This window comes from Sediminibacterium roseum, from assembly GCF_009939005.1.
Lineage (GTDB): Bacteria > Bacteroidota > Bacteroidia > Chitinophagales > Chitinophagaceae > Sediminibacterium > Sediminibacterium roseum.
Map to the genome: position 1 here is coordinate 1,177,961 of NZ_JAACJS010000015.1, position 23,181 is coordinate 1,201,141.

The 23,181-nt window shown below is 47.8% G+C and carries 19 protein-coding genes and 1 tRNA gene; 14 read left to right on the plus strand and 6 right to left on the minus strand.

The features are described 5' to 3' along the window. Nucleotides 1-95: 95 nt before the first annotated feature. From pth to GWC95_RS16380, 7 genes are all read left to right on the plus strand, one after another. Nucleotides 96-671 carry an aminoacyl-tRNA hydrolase gene (gene pth, locus GWC95_RS16350; protein WP_161819788.1) on the plus strand — a complete coding sequence of 192 codons (576 nt, stop codon included), beginning with the start codon at nt 96-98 and terminating at the stop codon, nt 669-671. 84 nt (nt 672-755) lie between these two features. Then, on the plus strand, nt 756-1,367 hold the full coding sequence (locus tag GWC95_RS16355) for a fumarylacetoacetate hydrolase family protein (RefSeq protein WP_161819789.1): 612 nt from the start codon (nt 756-758) through the stop codon (nt 1,365-1,367). Between the two features lie 153 nt (nt 1,368-1,520). Then, complete coding sequence (locus GWC95_RS16360; RefSeq protein ID WP_161819790.1) at nt 1,521-3,587, plus strand: alpha-ketoacid dehydrogenase subunit alpha/beta; 2,067 nt, start codon at nt 1,521-1,523, stop codon at nt 3,585-3,587. A gap of 71 nt (nt 3,588-3,658) precedes the next feature. After that, nucleotides 3,659-3,732: transfer RNA gene (locus GWC95_RS16365), tRNA-Met, on the plus strand. A 216-nt stretch (nt 3,733-3,948) separates the two neighbouring features. After that, entirely contained in the window at nt 3,949-4,290 is a 342-nt protein-coding gene (locus tag GWC95_RS16370; protein ID WP_161819791.1) for a hypothetical protein, read from the plus strand. Nucleotides 4,291-4,612: 322 nt separating this feature from the next. Further along, complete coding sequence (locus GWC95_RS16375; RefSeq protein ID WP_161819792.1) at nt 4,613-4,960, plus strand: hypothetical protein; 348 nt, start codon at nt 4,613-4,615, stop codon at nt 4,958-4,960. A 29-nt stretch (nt 4,961-4,989) separates the two neighbouring features. Beyond that, nucleotides 4,990-5,499, plus strand: a complete 510-nt coding sequence (locus GWC95_RS16380; protein WP_161819793.1) for a GNAT family N-acetyltransferase — start codon at nt 4,990-4,992, stop codon at nt 5,497-5,499. A gap of 95 nt (nt 5,500-5,594) precedes the next feature. Here GWC95_RS16380 and GWC95_RS16385 read toward each other — a convergent pair whose 3' ends face one another. Together GWC95_RS16385 and GWC95_RS16390 are read right to left on the minus strand one after the other, a co-directional pair. Continuing rightward, a complete protein-coding gene (locus GWC95_RS16385) occupies nt 5,595-6,185 on the minus strand; it encodes a 50S ribosomal protein L25 (RefSeq protein WP_161819794.1) in 591 nt (196 codons plus the stop codon). A 170-nt stretch (nt 6,186-6,355) separates the two neighbouring features. Next, nucleotides 6,356-7,312, minus strand: coding sequence for a ribose-phosphate pyrophosphokinase (locus GWC95_RS16390; RefSeq protein ID WP_161819795.1), 957 nt, complete (start codon nt 7,310-7,312; stop codon nt 6,356-6,358). A 75-nt stretch (nt 7,313-7,387) separates the two neighbouring features. On the opposite strand from GWC95_RS16390, the gene radC reads away from it, so the two are divergent. Then, the gene (radC, locus tag GWC95_RS16395) at nt 7,388-8,077 is read left to right on the plus strand and encodes a RadC family protein (protein WP_161819796.1); all 690 of its coding nucleotides are present in this window, start codon (nt 7,388-7,390) and stop codon (nt 8,075-8,077) included. Between the two features lie 148 nt (nt 8,078-8,225). Here the strand turns inward: radC and GWC95_RS16400 are convergent, their stop codons facing one another. The 3 genes from GWC95_RS16400 to GWC95_RS16410 all read right to left on the minus strand — a co-directional run bounded on the left by GWC95_RS16400 (nt 8,226) and on the right by GWC95_RS16410 (nt 13,491). After that, a complete protein-coding gene (locus tag GWC95_RS16400) occupies nt 8,226-8,531 on the minus strand; it encodes a DUF3467 domain-containing protein (RefSeq protein WP_161819797.1) in 306 nt (101 codons plus the stop codon). A gap of 170 nt (nt 8,532-8,701) precedes the next feature. Further along, entirely contained in the window at nt 8,702-10,177 is a 1,476-nt protein-coding gene (locus GWC95_RS16405; protein WP_161819798.1) for a SusD/RagB family nutrient-binding outer membrane lipoprotein, read from the minus strand. 53 nt (nt 10,178-10,230) lie between these two features. Further along, complete coding sequence (locus tag GWC95_RS16410; protein WP_161819799.1) at nt 10,231-13,491, minus strand: SusC/RagA family TonB-linked outer membrane protein; 3,261 nt, start codon at nt 13,489-13,491, stop codon at nt 10,231-10,233. A gap of 355 nt (nt 13,492-13,846) precedes the next feature. On the opposite strand from GWC95_RS16410, the gene GWC95_RS16415 reads away from it, so the two are divergent. The 5 genes from GWC95_RS16415 (at nt 13,847) to dprA (ending at nt 20,156) form a co-directional block, all read left to right on the plus strand. After that, complete coding sequence (locus GWC95_RS16415; RefSeq protein WP_161819800.1) at nt 13,847-14,728, plus strand: bifunctional 5,10-methylenetetrahydrofolate dehydrogenase/5,10-methenyltetrahydrofolate cyclohydrolase; 882 nt, start codon at nt 13,847-13,849, stop codon at nt 14,726-14,728. Nucleotides 14,729-14,838: 110 nt separating this feature from the next. Continuing rightward, nucleotides 14,839-15,453, plus strand: coding sequence for a 7-carboxy-7-deazaguanine synthase QueE (locus GWC95_RS16420; RefSeq protein ID WP_237722184.1), 615 nt, complete (start codon nt 14,839-14,841; stop codon nt 15,451-15,453). Between the two features lie 68 nt (nt 15,454-15,521). Continuing rightward, entirely contained in the window at nt 15,522-17,432 is a 1,911-nt protein-coding gene (locus tag GWC95_RS16425) for an OmpA family protein (protein ID WP_161819801.1), read from the plus strand. Nucleotides 17,433-17,664: 232 nt separating this feature from the next. Then, the gene (locus tag GWC95_RS16430; protein WP_161819802.1) at nt 17,665-18,912 is read left to right on the plus strand and encodes a hypothetical protein; all 1,248 of its coding nucleotides are present in this window, start codon (nt 17,665-17,667) and stop codon (nt 18,910-18,912) included. A 146-nt stretch (nt 18,913-19,058) separates the two neighbouring features. Continuing rightward, nucleotides 19,059-20,156, plus strand: a complete 1,098-nt coding sequence (gene dprA, locus GWC95_RS16435; RefSeq protein ID WP_161819803.1) for a DNA-processing protein DprA — start codon at nt 19,059-19,061, stop codon at nt 20,154-20,156. A 67-nt stretch (nt 20,157-20,223) separates the two neighbouring features. Here the strand turns inward: dprA and GWC95_RS16440 are convergent, their stop codons facing one another. Further along, nucleotides 20,224-21,447, minus strand: a complete 1,224-nt coding sequence (locus GWC95_RS16440) for an MFS transporter (RefSeq protein WP_161819804.1) — start codon at nt 21,445-21,447, stop codon at nt 20,224-20,226. Nucleotides 21,448-21,580: 133 nt separating this feature from the next. Here GWC95_RS16440 and guaB point away from each other — a divergent pair, with 133 nt between their 5' ends. After that, nucleotides 21,581-23,080, plus strand: coding sequence for an IMP dehydrogenase (gene guaB, locus GWC95_RS16445; RefSeq protein WP_161819805.1), 1,500 nt, complete (start codon nt 21,581-21,583; stop codon nt 23,078-23,080). Nucleotides 23,081-23,181 lie beyond the last annotated feature (101 nt).

Genomic DNA, 23,181 nt, shown 5'->3' on the forward strand with positions numbered 1-23,181 from the left:
ACACGGTTATTGTCAATATTTAACTTTCCGGAACGCCATCCCGGCGGCCAACCTGTTTTGCCCGTCTGCGCAATGCACGCTATTTTTGACAACGTATGAGCAAATTTCTTATTATCGGCCTGGGCAATATCGGCGACGAATACCGCCACACGCGGCACAACATCGGTTTTGATGTGGTGAATGCTTTTGTGCTCAAGCACGGCGGATTCTTTAAAATGGACCGCCTCGCAGAGGTATCGGAAGTGAAATGGAAGGGAAAAATATTCGTTTGCATCAAACCCACCACCTACATGAACCTGAGTGGGAAAGCGTTCAAATACTGGCTCGACAAAGAAAAGATCGAAGTGGCAAACACGCTTACCATTGTTGATGATCTCGCGCTGCCCCTGAGCAAACTGCGCCTGCGCGGGTCGGGAACGGATGCCGGGCACAATGGGCTGAAAGACATCCAGCTTACCCTGGGCACCGATCAGTATCCCAAGCTCCGATTCGGCATCGGCAATGATTTTCCAAAAGGAAGGCAGGTAGATTTTGTACTCGGCAAATGGACACCGGCTGAAGTACCGGTGGTGCAAAAGAAAATAGAAAAATGCGTGGAGGTAATTGAATCTTTTGCAGCAACAGGATTGGAGCGAACCATGGGCAACACGAATAACCTTACTTTTGAATAATCAGCCTCGCCAGGGAACAACAGGCAGGTCTAAAAATTTAATTGCTGTGATCCCGGTACACCTCACAAATGTAAAATCGATGTTATGAAGATATTTTGCGTCGGAAGAAATTATGCAGACCACGCCAAAGAACTGGGGAACGCGGTTCCCGAGGAGCCGGTTATTTTTATGAAACCGAAATCGGCCCTGCTCCAGCCCTCCACTCCTTTTTATTACCCGCAGTTCACAAACGAGCTGCACTACGAGGCAGAGGTGGTTTTGCGTATCTGCAAGAACGGGAAATATGTTGAAGAACCTGCCGCATCCGAGTATTACGATGCCTTCACCATCGGCATCGATTTCACCGCGCGCGACGTACAGGCCGAGCTGAAGAAAAAAGGATTGCCATGGGAGAAAGCAAAGGCCTGGGACAATTCGGCCGTAACCGGAACATGGATCCCGTTCACACCCGAACTGCGCCAGGGGCCGTTGTTGTTCTCGCTCGACAAGAACCACGAAACGGTGCAGGTGGGAAATACCAAAGACCTGATCTTTTCTTTTGATACCATTGTATCGCACATCTCCCAATATTTCTCCATCAACATCGGCGACCTGATTTATACCGGAACGCCTGCAGGTGTTGGCGAATGTGTTACCAATGACCTCCTCGAAGGCTTTTTCGGGAAAGAGAAAGTGTTTACGCTCGAAGTGAAATAACCACGCTGAACATTCAACAACAGGCAGCGGGTATATGGTGATTGATGCATGATTATTGATCCGCTGGCAATAAGGTTCAATCTTTCACAATTCATGCTGGCTGCCCGTTGTTCGCTGTGTGATGTTCGGTATATTTGCTGCTGATATTCAAACATGCTTACGCCAGACCGTCTTCTCCACGCCTATAAACTTCTCGTTACCGCGCGATCGATGGCGGACACCTACGATGCCAACAGGCAGGTATGTAAGTATGTACATTCCACCTCACGCGGACACGAAGCCATTCAACTCGCCACCGGTATGCAGTTGCTGCCCTGCGATTGGGTGAGCCCTTATTACCGCGACGACAGCATTTTACTATCAGTAGGATTTACGCCCTATGAACTGATGCTGCAGTTGCTGGCGAAAAAAGAAGATCCCTTTTCGGGCGGCAGGTCGTATTACTGCCACCCAAGCAGCCGGAATACGTCAAAGCCATCCATCATACACCAGAGCAGCGCCACCGGTATGCAGGCAATACCAACTACGGGTATTGCGCAGGGCATCCAGTTCCTGGAACAATCACAATCGCCGCTGCTGCGGAAATCGGACGACGGTAAACTGCCCATCGTTGTTTGTTCTTTGGGCGATGGAAGCGTTACCGAAGGAGAAGTAAGTGAAGCGCTGCAGGTAGCGGTGCTTAAACAGTTGCCGATCATTTACCTGGTGCAGGACAACCAATGGAGCATCAGCGCGTCTGCCGATGAGGTGCGTGCAGGCAATGCATACGATTATGCCGCGGGCTTCAAGAGCCTCAAACGTTTGCAGTGCGATGGGAGCGATTTCATCCGCAGTTACGAAACGATGGAAACCGCCATCGCGTACGCGCGTGCTGAACGAAGGCCCGTACTCGTGCACGCAAAAGTTCCCTTGCTCGGCCACCACACAAGCGGCGTACGCAGGGAGTTTTACCGCAACCGCGAAGATCTTTTGAAACACGGCTTGTATGATCCGCTGCCCAAGCTCCGCCTGCTGTTGACTGGCGTTGGTTATGCGGAACACGAGATCAACCAGGCAGAAGCGGAGGCGCTTGAAAAAGTAACGGCCGATTTTACCCGCGCACAACACGCCGTGGATCCGGATATCAATGCAGTGGAAGACCATGTATTCGCACCCACAACCGTTACAGAAGAAAAAGGAAAACGCGTTTCAAAAAATACAGAACGTGTGATGATGGTGGATGCCGCATTACACGCCATAGAAGAATTGATGGAAGAATACCCCGAAGCCGTTTTGTACGGCCAGGATGTAGGCGGCCGCCTCGGCGGTGTTTTCCGCGAAGCGGCGACGCTGGCAGACAAATTCGGCAATCACCGCGTATTTAACACGGCCATCCAGGAAGCATACATTGTTGGCTCAACCATCGGGCTCTCGGCGCTTGGCATGAAACCCATTGTAGAAATACAGTTTGCCGATTATATTTACCCGGGACTGAACCAGTTGATCACAGAAGCATCGAAATCATGCTATCTCTCCAACGGCAAGTTCCCCGTGCAGATGGTATTGCGTGTTCCTACCGGCGCGTATGGGGGCGGCGGCCCTTACCACAGTGGCAGCATAGAAAGTACTTTACTAACCGTAAAAGGGATCAAGGTGGTGTATCCATCGAATGCGGCCGATATGAAAGGACTGATGAAAGCAGCTTTTCTCGACCCCAACCCGGTGGTCATGCTGGAGCACAAGGGCCTTTACTGGAGCAAAGTGCCCGGCACCGATGATGCACGGACGATAGAGCCAGACCGGAACTACATTCTTCCCCTGGGCAAGGCCAACATTGTGCTCGAAGCGGATGCGGCCCGGATAAGGAAAGGGGAAACGGTGGCGGTGATCACCTACGGTATGGGCGTTTACTGGGCAAAAGCCGCAGCCGAACAGTTGCCCGGCCAGGTAGAGATCGTAGACCTGCGGACCTTGTTCCCGCTGGATGAAGAGACCGTTTTCAATGCCGTACGCCGCCACGGGAAAGTGCTTGTGTTGAGCGAGGAGCAGCAGAACAACAGTTTTGCCGAGGCGCTCGGCCTCCGGATCTCCAACCATTGTTACCATTTTCTCGATGCGAAAGTAGAGGTAATGGGCGCCCGGAACCTGCCCGCCGTGCCCATCAATACCGCTTTGGAGGCTGCCATGTTGCCCACCGCCGAAAAAGTAACCGGTCGGATCCACAAACTTTTGGCCTACTAAGGTTTTTCCTTTTACCCAAACCTCCTATATTTGCAGCCCGTTAGCCCCATGGCTACCCGGGAACAACCAATGGCGAGGTAGCTCAGTTGGTTAGAGCACAGGATTCATAACCCTGAGGTCACGAGTTCAAATCTCGTTCTCGCTACAAAAAGCCCATCATCTGATGGGCTTTTTATTTTGCGGATGTTGATCGTTGTTGATCAGCAACCAATAACGCGTGGATGGTTTTCTGGCACATTTTATGTTGCAAATATTTCATATATTATAAATCAAATCATTTAGTATGAAATCTCTGACCTTCCTGATCTTCCTGCTTCCCTTCACACTCGCGGCTCAAACCAAAAAGGATTACGAACAGGTAATGGCAAAATTTCAACGATTTTATAACGAAGGAAAAGGTGACAGCATAATTGCCCTGTCCAGGCCATTTACTCAATCGCTTACCAAAAACCATCCAATGTGGTCAAACGAGCGAACCGCCGAGGCCCTGGAACAATTCGGAACGCTTAAGTCTTTTGTTTTTCTCGGTATCGACAAAACGGATCCGCAAAATGTGTATGTGTTTCAAACCTTTTTCAGTAAAGCAGGCCCGCAAACAACGAGTTTAATACTGGATAAAAATTCCAAAATCGGTACTTTTCGGTTTATGACAACTTCTGATGGTATTGAAGAGTTATTGAAAAAGCGAAAGATGGGCCGTTAGCAGAATGTAGGACTACCCTGAGGTCTCGAGTTCAAATCTCGTTCTCGCTATTAGATCACCGAAGCCTTGGCGTAGGTGATCCACCTCAAGCCAAAGCTTCAGTGGATAAAGCTGAAATGTTGATTTCAATGTTTCAGCTTTTTTATTTGACAGATGGCCCATCTCCAAGCCTCTTTGTATCCTATAGATCTGTTACTTGATGAGTGGCAGCACTGCCTGCCGCACATTTGCGATATTTAGACTCTATTTGGGCAGCAAACCCAGAAATGCTTCACACATGGAATTACATCGGCTACTTCGCCGGTTCCAACAAACTGGTTTTATGAGGGTCTTTTTTATACTCGTGCTTATTTTACTACTTTCTGCGTGCTCGGGCACGGGAACCCATCGTTTGTCCATAAAAAACCAAAGCAATACAACCATCGACAGTATTGTTGTGCTGGCGCCGGATGGTACGGTCGCGTTCTCTAAATTGGAGCACGGACAGGAAGCAAAGAAAGATTTTGAAGTGAAAAGCACGCCGCAGAGTGAGGGGATTTTTATGGCCCGAATTTTCATCGGCGACTCTCTCACCGCCATACCTTTCGGTTACTTTGTGAATTCGAAAAGCATCCCGGAAAACACCAAACTGGTAATTGAAAAAGGACTAGTGATCCAGCAAATAAAATAAGATTTATAGAATAAAACATACAAACACCCATGCAAATCCAAAACGCCACTCCTTCCGACCTCGACTTCATCTTCACCCTCTACCGCCACGCCACAGAATACATGAGGCCCCGGAGCACCGCTGTATTTCCGGAGTTCGATCCTGAACTGATCAAAACAGAGATCGCTGAAAACCGCCAGTGGAAATTGATCGATGACGGAAATGTACTTTGCATCTGGGCCACCACATTCGATGACCCGTTGATCTGGGAGGAAAAAAATGCCGACCCTTCTGTTTACATTCACCGCATTACCACACAGCCCGATCACCGCGGGCATAACCTTGTGAAGAAAATTGTGGACTGGTCAAAAGATTATGCGCGGAACAACCAGAAAAAATACGTACGGCTCGACACAGTTGGCCGCAATGAAAAATTAATCGCGCATTACACCAATTGCGGATTTGATTTCCTGGGACTGATCAAATTGAACAACACAGAAGGATTGCCTGCGCATTACGACAATGCGAGCGTGAGCCTGTTTCAAATAGAAATTAAATAGGCCATTCTTCTCCCCATTATTGTTAGCGATCAGGATCGGTAACAGGCAAAAAAAACCCGGCATTTCGCCGGGCTCTTTCAATATCAAAAAGAAAATTATTTCTTCTTCTCGTCTTTCGCTGCAGAAGCTTCTTCCTGTTTCAGCTGGCGTGTCAACACAACAGAAGCGATAGGAATACGTGGTGAGTTCAGGATTTCCATACCATCCACTTTCACATCTTCCACACGGATGTTTCCGTTGAGGTCGAGGTTGGTAACATCCACATTGATGGATTCAGCGAGGTCCTTAGGCAAAGCCTTAACCTTGAGCGCTGTAAGTTTAGTGATCATTTTACCACCACCTCTCACACCTACAGAAGTACCCACAAATTTGATCGGAATGGTAGCAACCACTTTCTTATCACCCACGAGTTCGAGCAGATCCACGTGGATCAGGGAATCGTTTACTTTGTCAAACTGCAGATCTTTCAAAATGCAATTGTACTTTTTACCGTCTACTGTAACTTCAGCCTGCTGAAATTCACCAGTGTACACCAAAGGCTTGAAAGCCTTTGCAGAAGCGTAAAAATTTACCTCCTGAGCACCCCCGTAAATTACACCAGGCACATTTTCCTGAGAGCGAATCTGGCGGGCGGCTTTTTTGCCATGTTCGGTCCTCAGGTGACCTTCGATTGTAATTGTTTTCATTGTTTTATTTTTTGGACGGCGAAGGTAACTAATAATTAGGAATTAGGAATTAGTAATTAATAATTTAGAGGCAAAGGTGTTGACTTCTCACTCATCGCTTACAAATGCATTAAAAGTCAACATCTTGCATATTCAATAATTCCTAATTTCTAATTACTAATTCCTAATTATTATTTGTCTCTTCCTCGCAGCTGCGAATGTATAAACAGGCTGGTGATACTCTTGTTTTCATACGCATTGCGGATGGCGATGGCGAACAGGTCGGCAACGGAGATCACTTTTATCTTGTTGCTCTCGTGTTTCAACGGAATGGTATCGCAAACAACGAGTTCCTCCAATACACTGTTTTCGATGTTCTCGTAAGCTTTTCCACTCAGCACAGGGTGTGTGATCATGGCCCGGACCGTTTTTGCGCCTTTGTCTTTGAGAAGGGCCGCTGCCTTGGCAAGCGTTCCGCCGGTATCGCAGATATCATCTACCAATACCACATCCTTACCCGATACATCACCGATCACCACCATGCTGGCGATCTCGTTGGCGCGCTTGCGGTGTTTGTCGCAGATCACCATTTCGGCATTGAAGTAGCTGGCCACTTCGCGTACACGGTTGGTGCTGCCCACATCGGGTGCGGCAAAGGAAAGATTGGACAGTTTCAGTTGTTCGATGTAGGGAATGAAGATCGCAGAACTGTCGAGGTGATCCACCGGAACATCAAAAAACGCCTGGATCTGCGGTGCGTGTAAATCCATGGTAATTATACGGTCGGCTCCCGCGGCTTCCAGCAAAGTGGCAATCAGTTTTGAACCGATGGCAACACGCGGCTTGTCTTTCCTGTCCTGCCTTGCAAACCCATAATAAGGTATAACGGCAATGATCTTGTGGGCGCTCGCGCGTTTGGCTGCATCGATCATCAGGAGCAGCTCCATCAGGTTATCAGTGGGGGCGTATGTACTTTGTACAAGAAAAACATAATCGCCGCGGATGCTTTCCAGGAAAATGGGCTGGAACTCGCCGTCACTGAATTTCTGGATGTTGATCTTACCGATGGGGGCGCCAAAACGTTGCGCAATTTTCTCTGCCAGCTTTTGAGAACCAGTGCCGGAGAATATCTTAACGGATGGGTTCATAATGAATGCGGAATATGCGGCGAAGATAGAGATAAGGTTAAGAAATTATGATTTGATTTTTTATAAATTTTTAGTATGAACAAGTTTTCCATTAAACAGTGGGCCGACGACGATCAGCCCCGTAAAAAGATGCTGCTGAAAGGGGCCGAGGCGCTCAGCGATTCAGAGCTCATCGCCATCCTCATCAATGCCGGCACGCCCAGCCGTTCTGCGGTGCAGGTGGCGAAAGAATTATTGCTCACCGTAGGAAACGACCTCCGCAAACTAACGTCGATGAGCGTGCAGGAGATCGTGAACAAAAAAGTAAAAGGCCTTGGGGAGGCCAAAGCCATCAATATTGCGGCGGCGCTGGAACTTGGCATACGGAGAAGCACCTCGGCAAGCCGCGCCAGCCATGTGACCCGCAGCGCCGATATTGCCCATTTTCTTCGTGCCCACCTCGAGTACCGGCAACAGGAGGTTTTTGCAGTGGTATTTTTAAACAGGGGCAACAAGATCACGCATACAGAGATCATCAGCGAAGGCGGCATTACCGGCACAGTGGCCGATCCCAGGATCATTCTGAAAAAAGCGCTGGAACACAACGCCACCGCGCTCGTTCTCTGCCACAACCACCCCAGCGGCAATACCAAACCCAGCCGCGCCGACGAAGTCATCACCCAAAAAATAAAACAAGCCGCCAGCCTGCTCGATATAACAATAATGGATCATATCATCGTAAGCAAAGAGGGGTATTTTAGTTTTGCTGATGAAGGCATGTTATAATTAGGAATTAGAAATTAGAAATTAGGAATTAGGAATTGCGTGTTGTTCCAGCTTCGAAACAGGACGGCAACCTCCAAATAGAGAAAGCAGGTGAAGTACCTGCTTTTCTCCAATTCCTAATTCCTAATTTCTAATTCCTAATTATCACTTACGCTTGCGCCGTTGGTCCCCCGAAGTTCATGGGTATTTCAATGTGTTCGAGGTCTTTGATCGTTCCGTTGGCGGCTTCGAATCTTTCGATGTTTTCGGCCAGCGCTTTCATGAAACGCTTGGCATGCATAGGCGTGAAGATGATACGCGATTTTACTTTGCTCTTTGGTGTGCTCGGCATCACATTCACAAAATCGATCACGAACTCTGCATTGCTGTGTGTAATGATGGCAAGGTTTGCATAACTGCCCTCGGCCACTTCTTCACTGATCTCGATGTTTAACTGGGTAGGCTGCTGTTCCATGTTGTTTTTTTGGGAACAGCAAATGTATTTAATAGTTGGCAGTTATTGCGGGGATTTTTACCGCATATTAAGACAGGCTTCTGGCCTGTGGTAAATTTTTATTAGGACGAGGCAATGGCAAAAAAAAGCCCCCGCACAAAAAGCGGGGGCCGAAAGAATTGCAGTGAATATTATTTATCCCACCAAATCCTCGAATCCTGGCTGTCGCCACCAGACAAAAGCGAGATCGCTGCTGAAAGATTTTTGCCATTCAGGTTGTATTCCTCAGTATTGTATTGATACCTGCGGGGGATCTGTTTGCTGGTGTTGGTTGCATTAACCGCTGGTTTCAAAGCAGGCCAGCCTGTTCTTCTGTACTCTGCCCACGCGTCTATACCGTTAGGATAAGTAGCCAACCAACGCTGAACGCCGATCTTGTGCAGATTGTCTGTACCATACGCAACCACTGGTTGTGCGAGGTAAGTGGCAACCTGGCCGGTAGTAGCGCCATATTGAGTCAATGAAAGCGTTACCCCTTTGTTGTACATTAACAAAGCTGATTCGGTTGTCCATCCGCGTTCCGCCGCTTCGGCTCTTGCAAAAGTGATCATCGCTGAGTTCAGGATGGTGATCGGATCTGTAGCAAGTGAGTTTTTGCCTTTGAAAGGAAATGCAGTTGTGGTTGCGTCGTATACAGCTTGTGCAGCCGCCTGGTTCAAGCCGTAAGGCATACCGTTTGGTGTGCTCGCGTAAGAGCCCAGGCGTGGGTCGTTGTAAGCAGACAAAGTATCTGTCAGCGTTTTACTTACCGCGTTGTCAAACCTTGCACCTGCAGCAACATAAGTTGTGTACCAAGGGTTCGCAAAAGTTGTGTTAGGGTAAGTCTGGATCACGTTATCAGTGTTCTCGGTCATCAACCCACCGGTAGCAGTCAATGCAGCGTTGAACTCTGTTGCGGCCCACTGTCCTGCAGTAGGATACACTTTGCTTGTACGCAATGCGATCAGCAAACGAACTGAATTGGCGAATTTTCTCCATTTCGCGTTGGTAGCTGCAGCCGTACCGGTGCCCGCGTAGTTCATGATGATATCACCTTTAAATGGCGCACTTGCATCGTCTAACTGCAATGCCCCTTCTTTCAGTTCTTTCACCAGGTCTACATAGATATCCTGTTGTTTGTCGTATTTCGGAAGGCCACTTCCTTTCAAGGCTTCTGAGTAAGGGATGTCGCCCCACCTGTCTGTAATGGTCCAGAAGATATACGCTTTCAAAATACGAGCGATACCGATCTGGTTTGCATTTCCGCCCGATGTAGCTACTACCGCTTTTGTAGCCGGATCGGAATTCAGGTTGATGATGTTCTGCAGGTCATACAAAGTCGATGAATAACTTGGTAAAGACACGATCGGTGCACCATATAATGACAGGGCAGGATACTGTGTTTCTGCAAAATATTGTGCATAATAGCCGGGCTGTATACCTACGCCGTAGCCAGCACCCATGCCGGATTCAACGTTGGTTAACAAGGCCGCCGTAACTGGTGTAGTTGTACCGCCTGGATTGACATTGGTAGTACCAAAGTCTTCCAACTTACTGCAACCTGTTCCCATAAGGGCAGTCGCTGCAATAGCTGTTGCGATTGAACCTAGTTTAAGAAATTTTTTCATCGTTACTAATTTGATGTTTAATGTTTTTAGAATCCTGTTCTCACGTTAACTGATTAGAACCCAACACGCAAGTTAATACCATATGACCTTGTTGAAGGATATTGACCTCCCGAATCTCCATACGTACTGTTAATTTCTGATGGATCAAACGCTTTCGTGTTTGCATAGATCAGCCACAGGTTGTTGGTGATGAACGACAGTCTTGCAGACTGTATCGCTTTTCCAAGGCCAAGCTTTTTCACATTGAAGTCATAACTCAACGCCAATTCACGCAGTTTGATGAAGCTCAGATCGTGTACATATTTAGAGAATTGGATACCGCTTACATCTGCAAACTGTTTGAAATAGTCGTGTCCATCAACATAGTAGTCAACAGGTTTACCTGTATTGTCTACACCAAATACATGCACACCGCCGCCTGATGCAACCGCATCACGAACGCTCTTGCCTTTGTCGTTGAGTGCACCTGTTGCAGCGCTCAAACCTGCATAATCCATCCATGCTTCAGACAATGAACCGAATTTACCGCCCTTCTGGAAGTCGATGTTCACGTTCAAAGTAAATCCTTTGTAAGAGAATGTGTTTTGTACACCACCAGTGAATTCTGGGATTACGCTACCCAGGAACTGAGGAGTTCCGTTACGAACATAGAAACCATTCGCATCGAGTACCGGTTGTCCGTTGATGGTTTGTTCTGTATTACCCATCAGTTGACCCCACTGCATACCTACACGGTGAACCATTTGAGGTGTCAGGTAACCTGTACCAGGCACACCGAATCTTGCAGGGCTTGATGAGGTGATCTGCTTAACGGTTGTATCTGTACTCAGGCTGACGATTTCGTTTTTGATGATCTTACCAAATGCTCCTGTGATCTCCCACTGGAAGTCGTTACTGCTCAGCGGACGCAGGTTCAAGGTGATATCGATACCATTTTTACGTACTTCACCCGCATTGATCAGCTTGCTGGTAAATCCTGTTCCTGCATAAGTTTGTGCAGAAAGCGGGAAACCTTTGTTGGTCTGATCCCAGTAAGTGAACGTCAAACCGAGCTTGTTTTTCCAGAATCTTAGATCGAGCCCGATCTCTTTCGCTGTGTTTACAGAACCTTTGATCGAAGAATCAACCACCTGGTCAGGTGTGTTCATGATGAAGTTTCCGTTGTACTGGTTGGCATTCAACGGATAGTTAAATCCTGGGTATTGGTATGGATCCAACGTTTGCGGGATCTCACCCCATGAAGCTCTCAACTTACCAAAGTTCAACCAAGGCACTGATGTTTTCAGCAGATCGCTGAATACAAAGCTCGCACCTACTGACTTACTCAGGATAGAGTTGTTAGCAGATGGAAGTGTAGATGAATAATCTTTACGGATCGTTCCATCGATAAAGAGCAAGTTTTTGTAGCCTACGTTTGCTGTTACGAACAAAGCGCGGAATTTCTCAGCAGACCTGGTGTTTCCGTAAGTGATCGCGTTTTTAGAGTTCTGCAAAGAATACAGGTTCTCTACGTTCAAACCACCCGCAGTAGCTGCGTTGACACCGTTTTGATAAGCATTGTAAAAATCAAAACCTGTATTACCGCTCACAGAGAAGTCATTGAACCTTTTGTTGTACGTTACGAGACCTTCCCAATGCTCCTGGTTTGAGAAAGAGTTAGAAGTAGAGTAGCTCGCCGCGAGACCTGTTTGGTATCCGCTCGATTGCAGAATAGAAGGTGTGATGTTCTCAACATACGTTGTATTCTGGTTCTTACGATAAAGCGCTCTTACACTAAGGTCGTTGTTGATCTTATAAGTCACAGAGAAATCACCATACAACCTGTCTTTACGGCTCCTGTTGTTTAAGTATTTCTGGTATGTGAAAGAATTGTACCAGTAGTTCGCTTTGAAGAAGTTCTGTTGACTGGCCAAAGTTGTACCATAAGAGGTAGGGTTTGGTTTGTTCCAGCTACCGATGTTGCCATACGGGTCACGAATCTCAGACAACTCGATGAGTTTGCTCATTTCCAGATCACGGTGGAACCATGAATTGAAAGAACCGGTTACATTGTTACCATAACCATCAGAGAAATCTCCGAATACGGTTTGTGTAACATAGTTAAGGTTGAGGTTCATCACGAAATGACTGTTCAGGTCAACACTTGTAGAAGTAGTGAGCGTGTTCTTGTTCAACCTTGTGTTGGGTACAAGACCTGTCTGGTTGATATTCGAGTAAGAAATACGTGTAGAAACGCCTTCTGTCGCTTTAGAGAACACAACGTTGTTGTTCAGGTTAGCAGCAGTTTTGTAGAATTCCCTGATGTTATTAGGTTGGGGAGTGAGGGAAGCTGTTTTACCTGTGTATTGCGTTCCAGGATACCACGCATACCAAGGAATATATTCCTGGCCCGTGATGGCTGGTCCCCAGCTTTCATCGGTTGTATAATCGTGGTATTGTTTACCAGCGAGTGGTGCCCAGTAAGAGGGCATGGTTGCCGCGTTGTAATTGAAGGTAGCCATAGTAGGGCTTGATCCACCAGCATATGAGTTCTGGTATTCAGGGAGCCTTGCTACGCTTTCGAAAGATGAGGCCGAGTTAACAGTAACTCCGATACCACGTTCGTTCCTTTTCGCTTTTTTGGTAGTGATAACGATCGCACCGTTTCCGCCTTGTGTACCGAACAGCGCAGAAGCAGAAGGACCCTGCAATACGCTGATGCTTTCGATATCATCAGGGTTGATGTCCTGTGCAGAAGCTACAATCGTACCATTCACTACATAGATCGCTCCTGAAGAAGAACCGAGGCTGTTTTCACCCCTCAGACGAATGGCGTTATCCTGACCGAGTTTACCGGTCGCCTGGCTTCTCACCTGTACACCCGGAACCTTACCTGCGAGGGCATTGTTCACATTCAGCGTACGAACGGTGTTCAATTGGTCGCCTGAAATGGTCGGCGCACTGGCACTCGTACTGCGTGCGCTTCGTTTTGTTTCGAAGGCGCTGGTAATCACCACCTCTTTCAAAAGAGTGTTGTCACCTGTTTTCAGTGAAATACCGAGAGAGTTCTGATCCGCGTAAGTAATCGACGTTGTCTGAAATCCCACTGCTGAGATCTCGATCACATCACCTCTTTTTACTTTAACGGAAAATACACCAAAGGCATCAGCAGAAGCGCCCGAACGGCTTCCCCCTTTAACAACCACGGAAGCAAAGGGAATCGCATCTCCTTTCTCATCCGTTACTTTACCCGACACCGTGCGTGTGGTCTGGGCAGTGGCTCCTAGTACAAAGCAAAGCATTGCCACTAAGAGTGTGGATACAATTTTCTTCATGTGTTTTTAGTTTTTGGATAAACTTTTGAGTAGGCGAATATAACTATTTGACCGAAATGTTAATAAAAAATTAATTAAACACTTCGGGAGGCAAGTTTCTACACGCCCGGAGCTGTTTTAGACCATTTTCTGCTAAAAAATGCTGCGTAATTTCCAAAAATATTGTTAATAAAGTTTTTAAAATATATTTAAATCTATTGGTTACCAGTATTTAATGAAAAAAATATGCAATAGATTATTTTTTTCATTTTCCATGATAAATTACACGAACGAAAGGGCGTTTTGGCCGGTTTTTTATGTGAACGGTAACTAAAAACAAGCGTGGCAACATCATTTCAGATATTTTTGCGCCATTATGATAGTATTAGATGGCAAGATCGCTTCTGCGGCGGTCAAGGAAGAGATCAAACAACAAACTGCAAAATTGCTTGCCTCCGGCAAACGTGCCCCGCACCTGGCGGCGGTACTGGTTGGCAACAACGGTGCGAGTGAAACTTATGTTGCGAGCAAGGTAAAAAACTGTGAAGAAGTGGGCATCCGCTCTACGCTCATCCGCCTGGATGCAGATGTGCAGGAAGCTGTTCTGCTTGATACGATCGCTTCACTCAATGCAGATGCGGGCGTGGATGGTATTCTTGTGCAGTTGCCTTTGCCAAAACAGATCAGCGAACAGAAAGTGATCGAGGCCATCGATCCTTTGAAAGATGTGGATGGTTTTCACCCGGGCAGTGCAGGAAAACTGGTGCAGGGCCTTCCAACGTTTATCCCTGCAACGCCTTATGGAATCATGCTGATGCTCGAACATTTCAACATTGAAACAACGGGTAAACATGCGGTGGTTATAGGCCGCAGTAATATTGTAGGACGACCGATGAGCATCCTGCTCAGCAGCAACCTGAAAAGAGGGAACTGTACGGTTACACTTTGTCATTCGCACACACCCAATCTTACCGAGCTCTGCTTACAGGCCGATATTATTGTTGCCGCACTGGGCAGGCCGGAGTTTGTGAAGGCAGAAATGGTAAAAGACGGCGCCGTTATCATCGATGTAGGCATTACACGCGTTGAAGATGCCACGGCAAAAAAAGGGTTCCGCATCAAAGGCGATGTTGCTTATGCGGAAGTGGCCGGGAAAGCATCTGCCATCACACCTGTACCGGGTGGCGTTGGGTTGATGACGATCGCGGGCCTGTTGAAGAATACACTGCAGGCCTACGTTAGCCGTGAACAGCTGTAGCCGCTGGAGCCTTTCTTTTTTCAGCTTGTTTATCCATCTTTTTTTCTTTTAAAAAAGCGTGCGGCCCTTAGCGGGTGGCCCGCGGCGCCAATACATTATCTTTGCAGTTCATGAACACTCCCGATCAATCAGCACTACCGGTAATGGAGTCTTTTTACACCATCCAGGGCGAAGGCTTTCACCAGGGGCGGGCGGCCTATTTCATCAGGCTGGGGGGATGTGATGTGGGGTGCTTCTGGTGCGATGTGAAAGAGAGTTGGGACGCTGGCAAACACCCACGCATTTCCGTTGAAGACATCGTTGCACGCGCAAAAGAACATCCCGGCCGCCTCGCTGTAATTACGGGCGGTGAGCCGTTGCTGCACGATCTTTCCACCCTCACCACAAAACTGAAGGAAGCAGGGTTTGAAACAAATATTGAAACATCGGGCTCGTCGCCGTTGAGTGGTTCATGGGACTGGATCTGCCTATCCCCGAAAAAATTCAAGGCGCCCGTTCCGGAAATGGTTCCTTTTGCGAACGAGCTGAAAGTTGTGATACTGAACAAACACGATTTTACATGGGCAGAAACATATGCATCGCAGGTAAATGAAACATGCAAACTATATCTCCAGCCCGAGTGGGACAAAGCCGCCGAAATGACGCCGCTGATCGTAGACTATATCAAGGCCCACCCGCAATGGGAACTGAGTTTGCAGGTTCACAAGTACATTGATGTGCCTTAGGATTTGAACAGGGTATTTGCCTCCATCCCTAACAGCTCGTTAACACCTTTTTCCCGAACTTTCCTCCTATGAAAGCATTTTTAGCAGTTGCTGCATTGTTTATTTCGGCCGCCGGTTTTTCGCAGGTGTATGATCCTGAAAAAGTAAATGCAAAGGCGATCAAGACTTACGAGAAAGCATTGGATGTTTTGTCTGATGGCCGCATCAAAGATGCCGTTCCTTTGTTGGCGCAGTCGATCAAGGAAGACAGCAGTTTTGTAGATGCGTATCTTTCCCTCGCCGGCGCGATGGGAGAATTAAAAAAGTACGATCAGGCCGTTAAGCTCTATGAGAGGGCAAGAACAAAAGACACTGCTTATTTTATTGTGTATAGCCTCCCCTATTCCATCAACCTCGCGGGGCTTGGCAGGTTTGAAGAAGCCTTGCAGGCAGTGAACCATTTCCTGAAATACCCACGCCTCAACGAAAGAAGCCTGAAGAGCGCACAATACAGGAAACGCTCTTATGAATTCGCGATCAATTACGCAGCGCAGCACAAGGATTCGCGGTACAATTTTGCGCCGGTTAACCTGGGCGACAGTGTGAATACGGTGCAATCGGAATACTATCCTTCGGTAACTGTTACCGACAGCCTGCTTGTGTTTACCAGGCGCGGTAACCAGCGTGAAGATTTTTTTGAGAGCACCATGCGCACCAAGGGAAATTTTGGAAAATGGAAAGCCATCGCGGGCGATATCAATGAAGAAACCAACAAAGGCGCATTGTCTGTATCGCAGGATGGCGAGTGGCTGATCTTTGCAGGGCAACTTTCAACACAGAGCTATAAAAGTTTCGACATCTACATCTCCTACCAGACACCACAGGGATGGAGCGAGCCGCAAAGTGTGGGCGATAAGATCAACACCGATTTTTACGAAAGCGGGCCAACCTTGAGTCCTGATAAACGATCCCTGTATTTTGTAAGCGATCGCCCGGGCGGTTATGGCGGAAGGGATCTATGGGTGAGCCATCGTTTGGCCAATGGAAAATGGGGCGAGCCGGAAAACATGGGGCCGCAGATCAATTCTGCAGGCGATGAGCAAACGCCTTTCATTCATGCAGACAACCAGACCCTGTATTATACCTCGGATGGATTACAGGGCTATGGCAATTCGGATCTTTTTGTTGTGCGCAAAGATGTGTCCGGCAAATGGGGCAAACCGGAAAACCTCGGGTACCCGATCAATACCATTGAGAACGAAGGAAGCCTTGCCGTGTCTGCAGACGGGCTAACCGCATATTATGCCAGCGATAAGAGCGACAGCCGTGGCGGCTATGATCTTTACAGGTTTGACCTGAGGCCGGATATCCGCCCGTACAGGACGCTTTATGTGAAAGGAAAAGTGATCGATAAAAAAACAAACAAACCGTTGCCCTCCACTGTTGAGCTGATCGACAACAGCAACAACGATGCGTTGATGAAAGTGAGTACCGATGAGGTGGGAGATTATTTCATCACACTTCCAACGGGTAAAGATTATACGTTTACGGTGAACCGGAAAGGCTACCTGTTTTACAGTGAATTCTATCCATTAAAGAACAAAGAAGCCGACAGCGTTTATAAAAAGGATATTTACTTACAGCCTGTGGAGATGAATGTGGTAACCACTTTCAACAACGTGCAGTTTGCAACAAATTCTTTTGAATTGCCGGTAGGCGCCTATGCCGAGCTGGATAAACTGCTGCAGGTATTGACAGAAAACCCTTCGCTGAAAGTTGAGATCGGCGGGCATACAGATAATGTAGGTAAGGCGGAAGACAACCTCAGGTTATCTACGAACCGCGCGAAGGCAATTGTGGATTACCTGGTGGGCAAAGGCGTTAACATCAACCGCATGTCTTACAAAGGATATGGCGCCACACAACCGGTTGCCGACAATGCAACGGAAGAAGGCAGGGCGAAGAACAGGCGGACTACGTTTACTGTGGTTGGACTTTAATATCCACTGTAAATATCGACAGTACCAAATGTGATTCCAAAACGAAAGCAGTGCCCGAACGTTGAAAACAACTGTTTTTACAACATTATTCTTCGTGCATACTGCCATCCGTGATGCCAATACAGGAATCTTCTACAAAAAAGACAAGGTCATTGTTTCCTGCTTACTTGTTATCGTATGTTGAGATACTGTTTCTTTTTTTTCGTAAACTTGCTTTACCAAAACGACTACTATGTTCAAATCTGCTGCCATTCTGTGCACGGTGCTTATCAACCTATGTTCAAACCTAAACGCGCAGTCCTATAAATACCCAGGATTCATCCTTAGAAAAAACGGAGAAACCGTAAAAGGCGAAATTGCTTTTGCGGGCAAGGATAAAACGGTAAAAGCGATCACTTTTACAAAAGCAGGCCAGCAAGAAAAACTCACCGCAAATGATATAGCTGCATTTGGCCGCGACAACATAGATTACTATGTGTCAGCCATTGTATCTTATTACACCAACGGCCTTGAGATTGACCAGGCAAAAGAAGCTTATTCAGAAGAAAGAGCAACAGATACTGCTTTTTTGTTACAGCTTGTGAAAGGAAAAATTTCGCTTTATGAGTTGCGCACCAGTATGCGTACGGTTTATTTTACCAGCAAAAGCAATGGTCCAATCAACGAATTGCCGGCAAGGGTAAAGCTGTCTGGCACCAACGTGACCGAGCAAGACAAACAATACCGCGATATTTTGATCAACTATGCAAACGAGGAAGGTGCTGATGAAACAATGAAAGCTGACCTGATGAATGTTCAATATGAGTATTATTCACTCAAAGATGCCGTGATCAAATTGAATGAAAAATCTGGAGGTTCAACGGTAATCAAGAACACAGGTATCAAACCCATGCGAATAGAAATTGGCGCGGGTGTATCGTATATGAAATTTACCGGGACAAGTATCAAAAGTGACGGAGGAGGTTTGGGAGACTTTTTGAGCGGCACCGATTTCAATGGCTCAACAGATCCCAGGATCTCTGTTTCTATGCATTTTGGCCCTAACAACAGGTATACGCAAATCAAGGGGATTGTTGGGTTGGGCTTTTCAACTGCACTTTTAAAAGGTACGAGTCCATACATCGCATCAAGTGCAAGCAAACAGATGGATTTCTATAAAAAACTAAGTATGGTTGACTTCACGCTGGGCGCAATGTTTCTTGTGAGTCCGGCAAAGCGATCCACTTTTTTTGTAAATCCTTTGGTTGCCGTCAACACGATCGTAAATGGGTCCACCGTAAAAAATACAGGTGTTACACCTAATTTCCCTGTTCTGGGTAATCCCTACTGGAGCTTTGGCGGCGGTCTGGGTTATCTGTTTGATAAACACAGGATAGAAGTGCGCGGAGAAACTACGCTTTCCAATTATGCAAGCCCGTCTGCAAAGCTTTCCAGCACAAGATTTTCACTGTTTTACCATTATATGCTGAGCAGATTTTAATGCGAGCGGTTGTCTACGTGTTGATCGGTTTCATATCGGTCTGGTGTTGTGATGTTCCGAAACGAGCAGTACGTCATTCTACGCAGTATTAATACGTCAAATCTCAATCTGATTTTTGATGAGCTTGCGCAACTATTTTGCTGCGCATGAAAGACGATTTGCTTTATGAAGTTGCTTTGACAATGATCCCGGATCTTGGTCCCATACGCGCGAAGCTCTTGGTAGAACATTTTGGGGATGCCGCCTCCGTTTTTATTGCCCGAAAGAAGGACCTCGCCGCGGTAGAAGGCATTGGAGAGATCTGTGCACGTAAGATCAGGCAGTATACAGATCTTTCAGAAGCGGAAGCAGAGCTGGTATTTATGCAGAAGCACCATGTGCAGCCATTGTTCATCACCCACAAAAATTACCCGCAGCGTTTGCTGCATTGTTACGATCCGCCGGCGATGCTGTACTACAGGGGAAACGCGGACCTTAATACGGGCCGGATCGTAAGCATCATCGGTACACGGCACCATACGGATTATGGAAAACAGGTTACAGAAGAATTGATCGCGGCGCTTGAAACGCAGAACATCTTAGTGGTAAGCGGGCTCGCCTTCGGCATCGACTCCATCGCGCACAAAGCGGCGTTGCAAAATGGATTGCAAACCGTGGGCGTGCTGGCGCATGGGATGGACAGCATTTATCCTTCACAAAACAAAATGCTTGCGAGAGACATGCTCTTGCAGGGTGGATTGCTGACTGAATTCAGAAGGAATACAAAACCCGACAAACATAATTTTCCCAAGAGAAACAGGATCGTAGCCGGGATGGCCGACGCCACGATTGTGATAGAGACCGCGAGCAAAGGCGGCAGCATGATCACCGCAGAGCTGGCGCACAATTACAACCGCGACCTGTTTGCTGTTCCGGGAAAGATCACAGACCACAAAAGCAGTGGCTGCCTGCAACTCATCAGGCAGCACAAGGCAATGCTGTTAACCGGGGCAGGCCAATTGATGGAAACGATGGGATGGCAGGCGAAAAAAAACGTTGCAAAAAAACAGCGCGAACTGTTCATCGAACTGACAGAAGATGAAAAAAAAATTGTGCAGTTGCTGAAAGAGAAAGACATGCTCCCCATCGATCTGCTCTACCTGCAGAGCGGCCTGTCGGCCAGCAGCATGGCAGCAGCGATGCTGAACCTGGAAATGCAGAACCTGGTTTGTTTGATGCCGGGAAAGATGTACAGGTTGGTATAAAGTTGGACCGTTCGGTTTTGTAAATGAGTGTGTGCAACAACATCGAATTTAAAGGCGTGCACCTACACTATTCGTTCACATCATACAATTGCTCCGCTTCATCCATCTTGTGTCGTTTTTCTTTTTTTCTCCAGTTGAGAAGGAGCACCATTGAGAGCAGGGCGAGCAGGCCGGGTACCGCGAATGCATATACCAGGTTTCCGGGTTTGTTCTGGTAGATCCATCCCGAAATTAGGGCGCCACTGCCGATGCCCACTTCGAGGGCGATGTAGACAGATGCAACGGCGCGGCCGCGGTTTTCGGGTTTACAGAGGTCTACGGCCCATGCCATGAGTGTGGGGCCATTCATTCCCACACTGAACCCCATGATGGCGGCGCTGAGTATGACCATAAAGATGGAATGTGCAAAGGACAGCAGCGCCATTGCGGCCACCATGGCAAGCGAAGAAAAGATAAGCACGATCACGCGGCCGTATTTGTCTGATGATTTGCCCGCAACCAGGCGGATCAACAGCGAAGCAATAGTATAACATGCATAAAAAAATCCTTTGTTGTGCATACCTACTGATTCGCTCAGGTCGGGCGACAGCGTTAACACCACACCGATCGAAAAACACAACAGTAACATTACGATGGCAGGGCGGATGGAGGTTTTATCAAACACTTCCGTTTTGCGGATCCGCAGTAATGCGAAAGAAAACTTCTGCGGATGCGGCAGTGTTTCCTTGATGTTGTAGAGAATGATCACTGAGCCCAAAGCGCAGAGCGCAGATACATAGAACATCAGGTTGTAGGAGTAATTCATCACCAGGAAACTGCCACCGAGCGGCCCGATGGAAGAGCCCAATGTATAACCGATCGCAAGCGCGCCAAGCGCCTCTCCGCGGCGCGATTCATGCACCACATCTGCACCGTAGGCAGAAGTTGCAGTGGGTTTGAAGCCTGTTGAAAACCCATGAAAAAAACGAAGCAGTAAAAAGCCGCTTACCGTGGTGAGTATGGGATACAACAAACTGCAGGCCACGCAAACCAGCGAACCAAAGATCATCACGGGCACACGGCCCACCGTATCGGTCAGCTTACCGCTGAAGGGCCGCGAGATGCCGGCCATTAAGGTGAAAAGCGCAATGATCAGTCCCTTGTATTCGGCGCCGCCAAGTTTTGTCAGGTAACCGGGCAGTTCAGGTATCATCATACTGAAGCTTACACTGAACAGGAAATTGCTGAAGCACAGGAGTGCGAACTGGAAATTAAAATAAGGTGCATCTGCCGTGGGGGGAAGCTTGGTCATGTACAGCGAAAGTAGACGATTTCAATAAAAGAGGCGCGAATCGCAGAACGCCGTCTCAATGCCTCTTCCCTTGCGGCTTTCGTTACCGGGAACTTTTTTTGGCACCTATTTGCCCGTCACCCTATCTTTGCACATGGCAACAAGAAACAACTCCTCCCTCAACAACCCAACTCAATCAAGATTATTCGGTGAAGGCCTTACGTTCGATGATGTTTTGCTGATGCCGGCATTCAGCGAAGTGCTTCCGCGCGAGGTAGACATCCGTTCAAACCTTACCAAAGACATCGTACTTAATATTCCCATGCTCTCCGCAGCCATGGACACTGTTACCGAAGCCAGCCTGGCCATTGCGTTGGCACGCGAAGGGGGCCTTGGTATCCTGCACAAGAACATGAGCATCGAGCGCCAGGCAGAGCAGGTGCGCAAGGTAAAACGCAGTGAGAGCGGGATGATCATCGATCCCATCACCCTGCTGGTCGATGCCACGATCGGCGATGCGTTGCGTTTGATGAAAGACAACAAGATCGGCGGTATACCCATCGTTGATGCGCAGCAAAAACTCGTAGGCATCCTCACCAACCGGGATCTTCGTTTTGAACACGACAGGAAGAGAAAAGTGAAAGAAGTGATGACAAAAACCAACCTCATCACCGCACCCGAAGGAACCGATCTTAAAAAAGCAGAAAAAATACTCCGCCAGTATAAAATTGAAAAATTACCCGTTGTCAATAAACAGGGCAAACTGATCGGGCTCATCACGTACCGTGATATTTTACAGTTGCGCAATTATCCATTCGCTGCCAAAGACAACGTGGGAAGACTGTTGGTGGGTGCCGCATTGGGCATTACGCAGGACCTGATGGAAAGGGCGGCCGCACTTCAATCGGTGGGTGTTGATATTGTTACATTGGACAGCGCGCACGGCCACAGCAAGGGCGTGATACAGGCATTGAAGGCACTGCGTAAAAATTTCAGGACACTGCCGATCATCGCAGGAAACATCGGTACCGCAGCAGGTGCAAAAGCATTGGCAGAAGCGGGCGCGGATTGTGTAAAAGTAGGCATAGGCCCCGGCTCCATCTGTACCACGCGGATCGTTGCGGGTGCCGGTGTTCCGCAGCTCACGGCCATCATGGAAGCAAGCAAGGCACTGAAAGGAAAAAACATACCCGTGATCGCCGATGGCGGGATCCGTTATACAGGCGATATGGTGAAGGCACTTGCCGCCGGTGCGAACGTGGTGATGATGGGCAGCGTGTTTGCAGGCGTTGAAGAGAGCCCCGGCGATACCATCATTTACGAGGGCCGCAAATTCAAGGAATACAGGGGTATGGGAAGCCTTGGCGCAATGAGCCAGGGCAGTGGCGACCGCTACTTCCAGGATGCAGAACAGGATGTGAAAAAATTTGTTCCCGAAGGCATCGAAGGACGCGTGGCCTACAAAGGTTTCCTGAACGAGATCGTTTACCAATATACCGGCGGGCTCCGCTCCGGCATGGGTTATTGCGGTGCAAAAGACATCAAGGCTTTGCAACAGGCCACTTTTGTGAAGATCACGAATGCGGGCATGAAAGAAAGTCACGCACACGATGTTGCCATTACCAAAGAAGCGCCTAATTACAGCAGGGGCTGATTTTTGATTACGACAGGATAAATCATCCTTGTTAAGCAGGACCAGGCTGAAGACAATACCAGGAAACTGGTTGTTTCTTCATTCCTGCTCCTGCTTTTTAT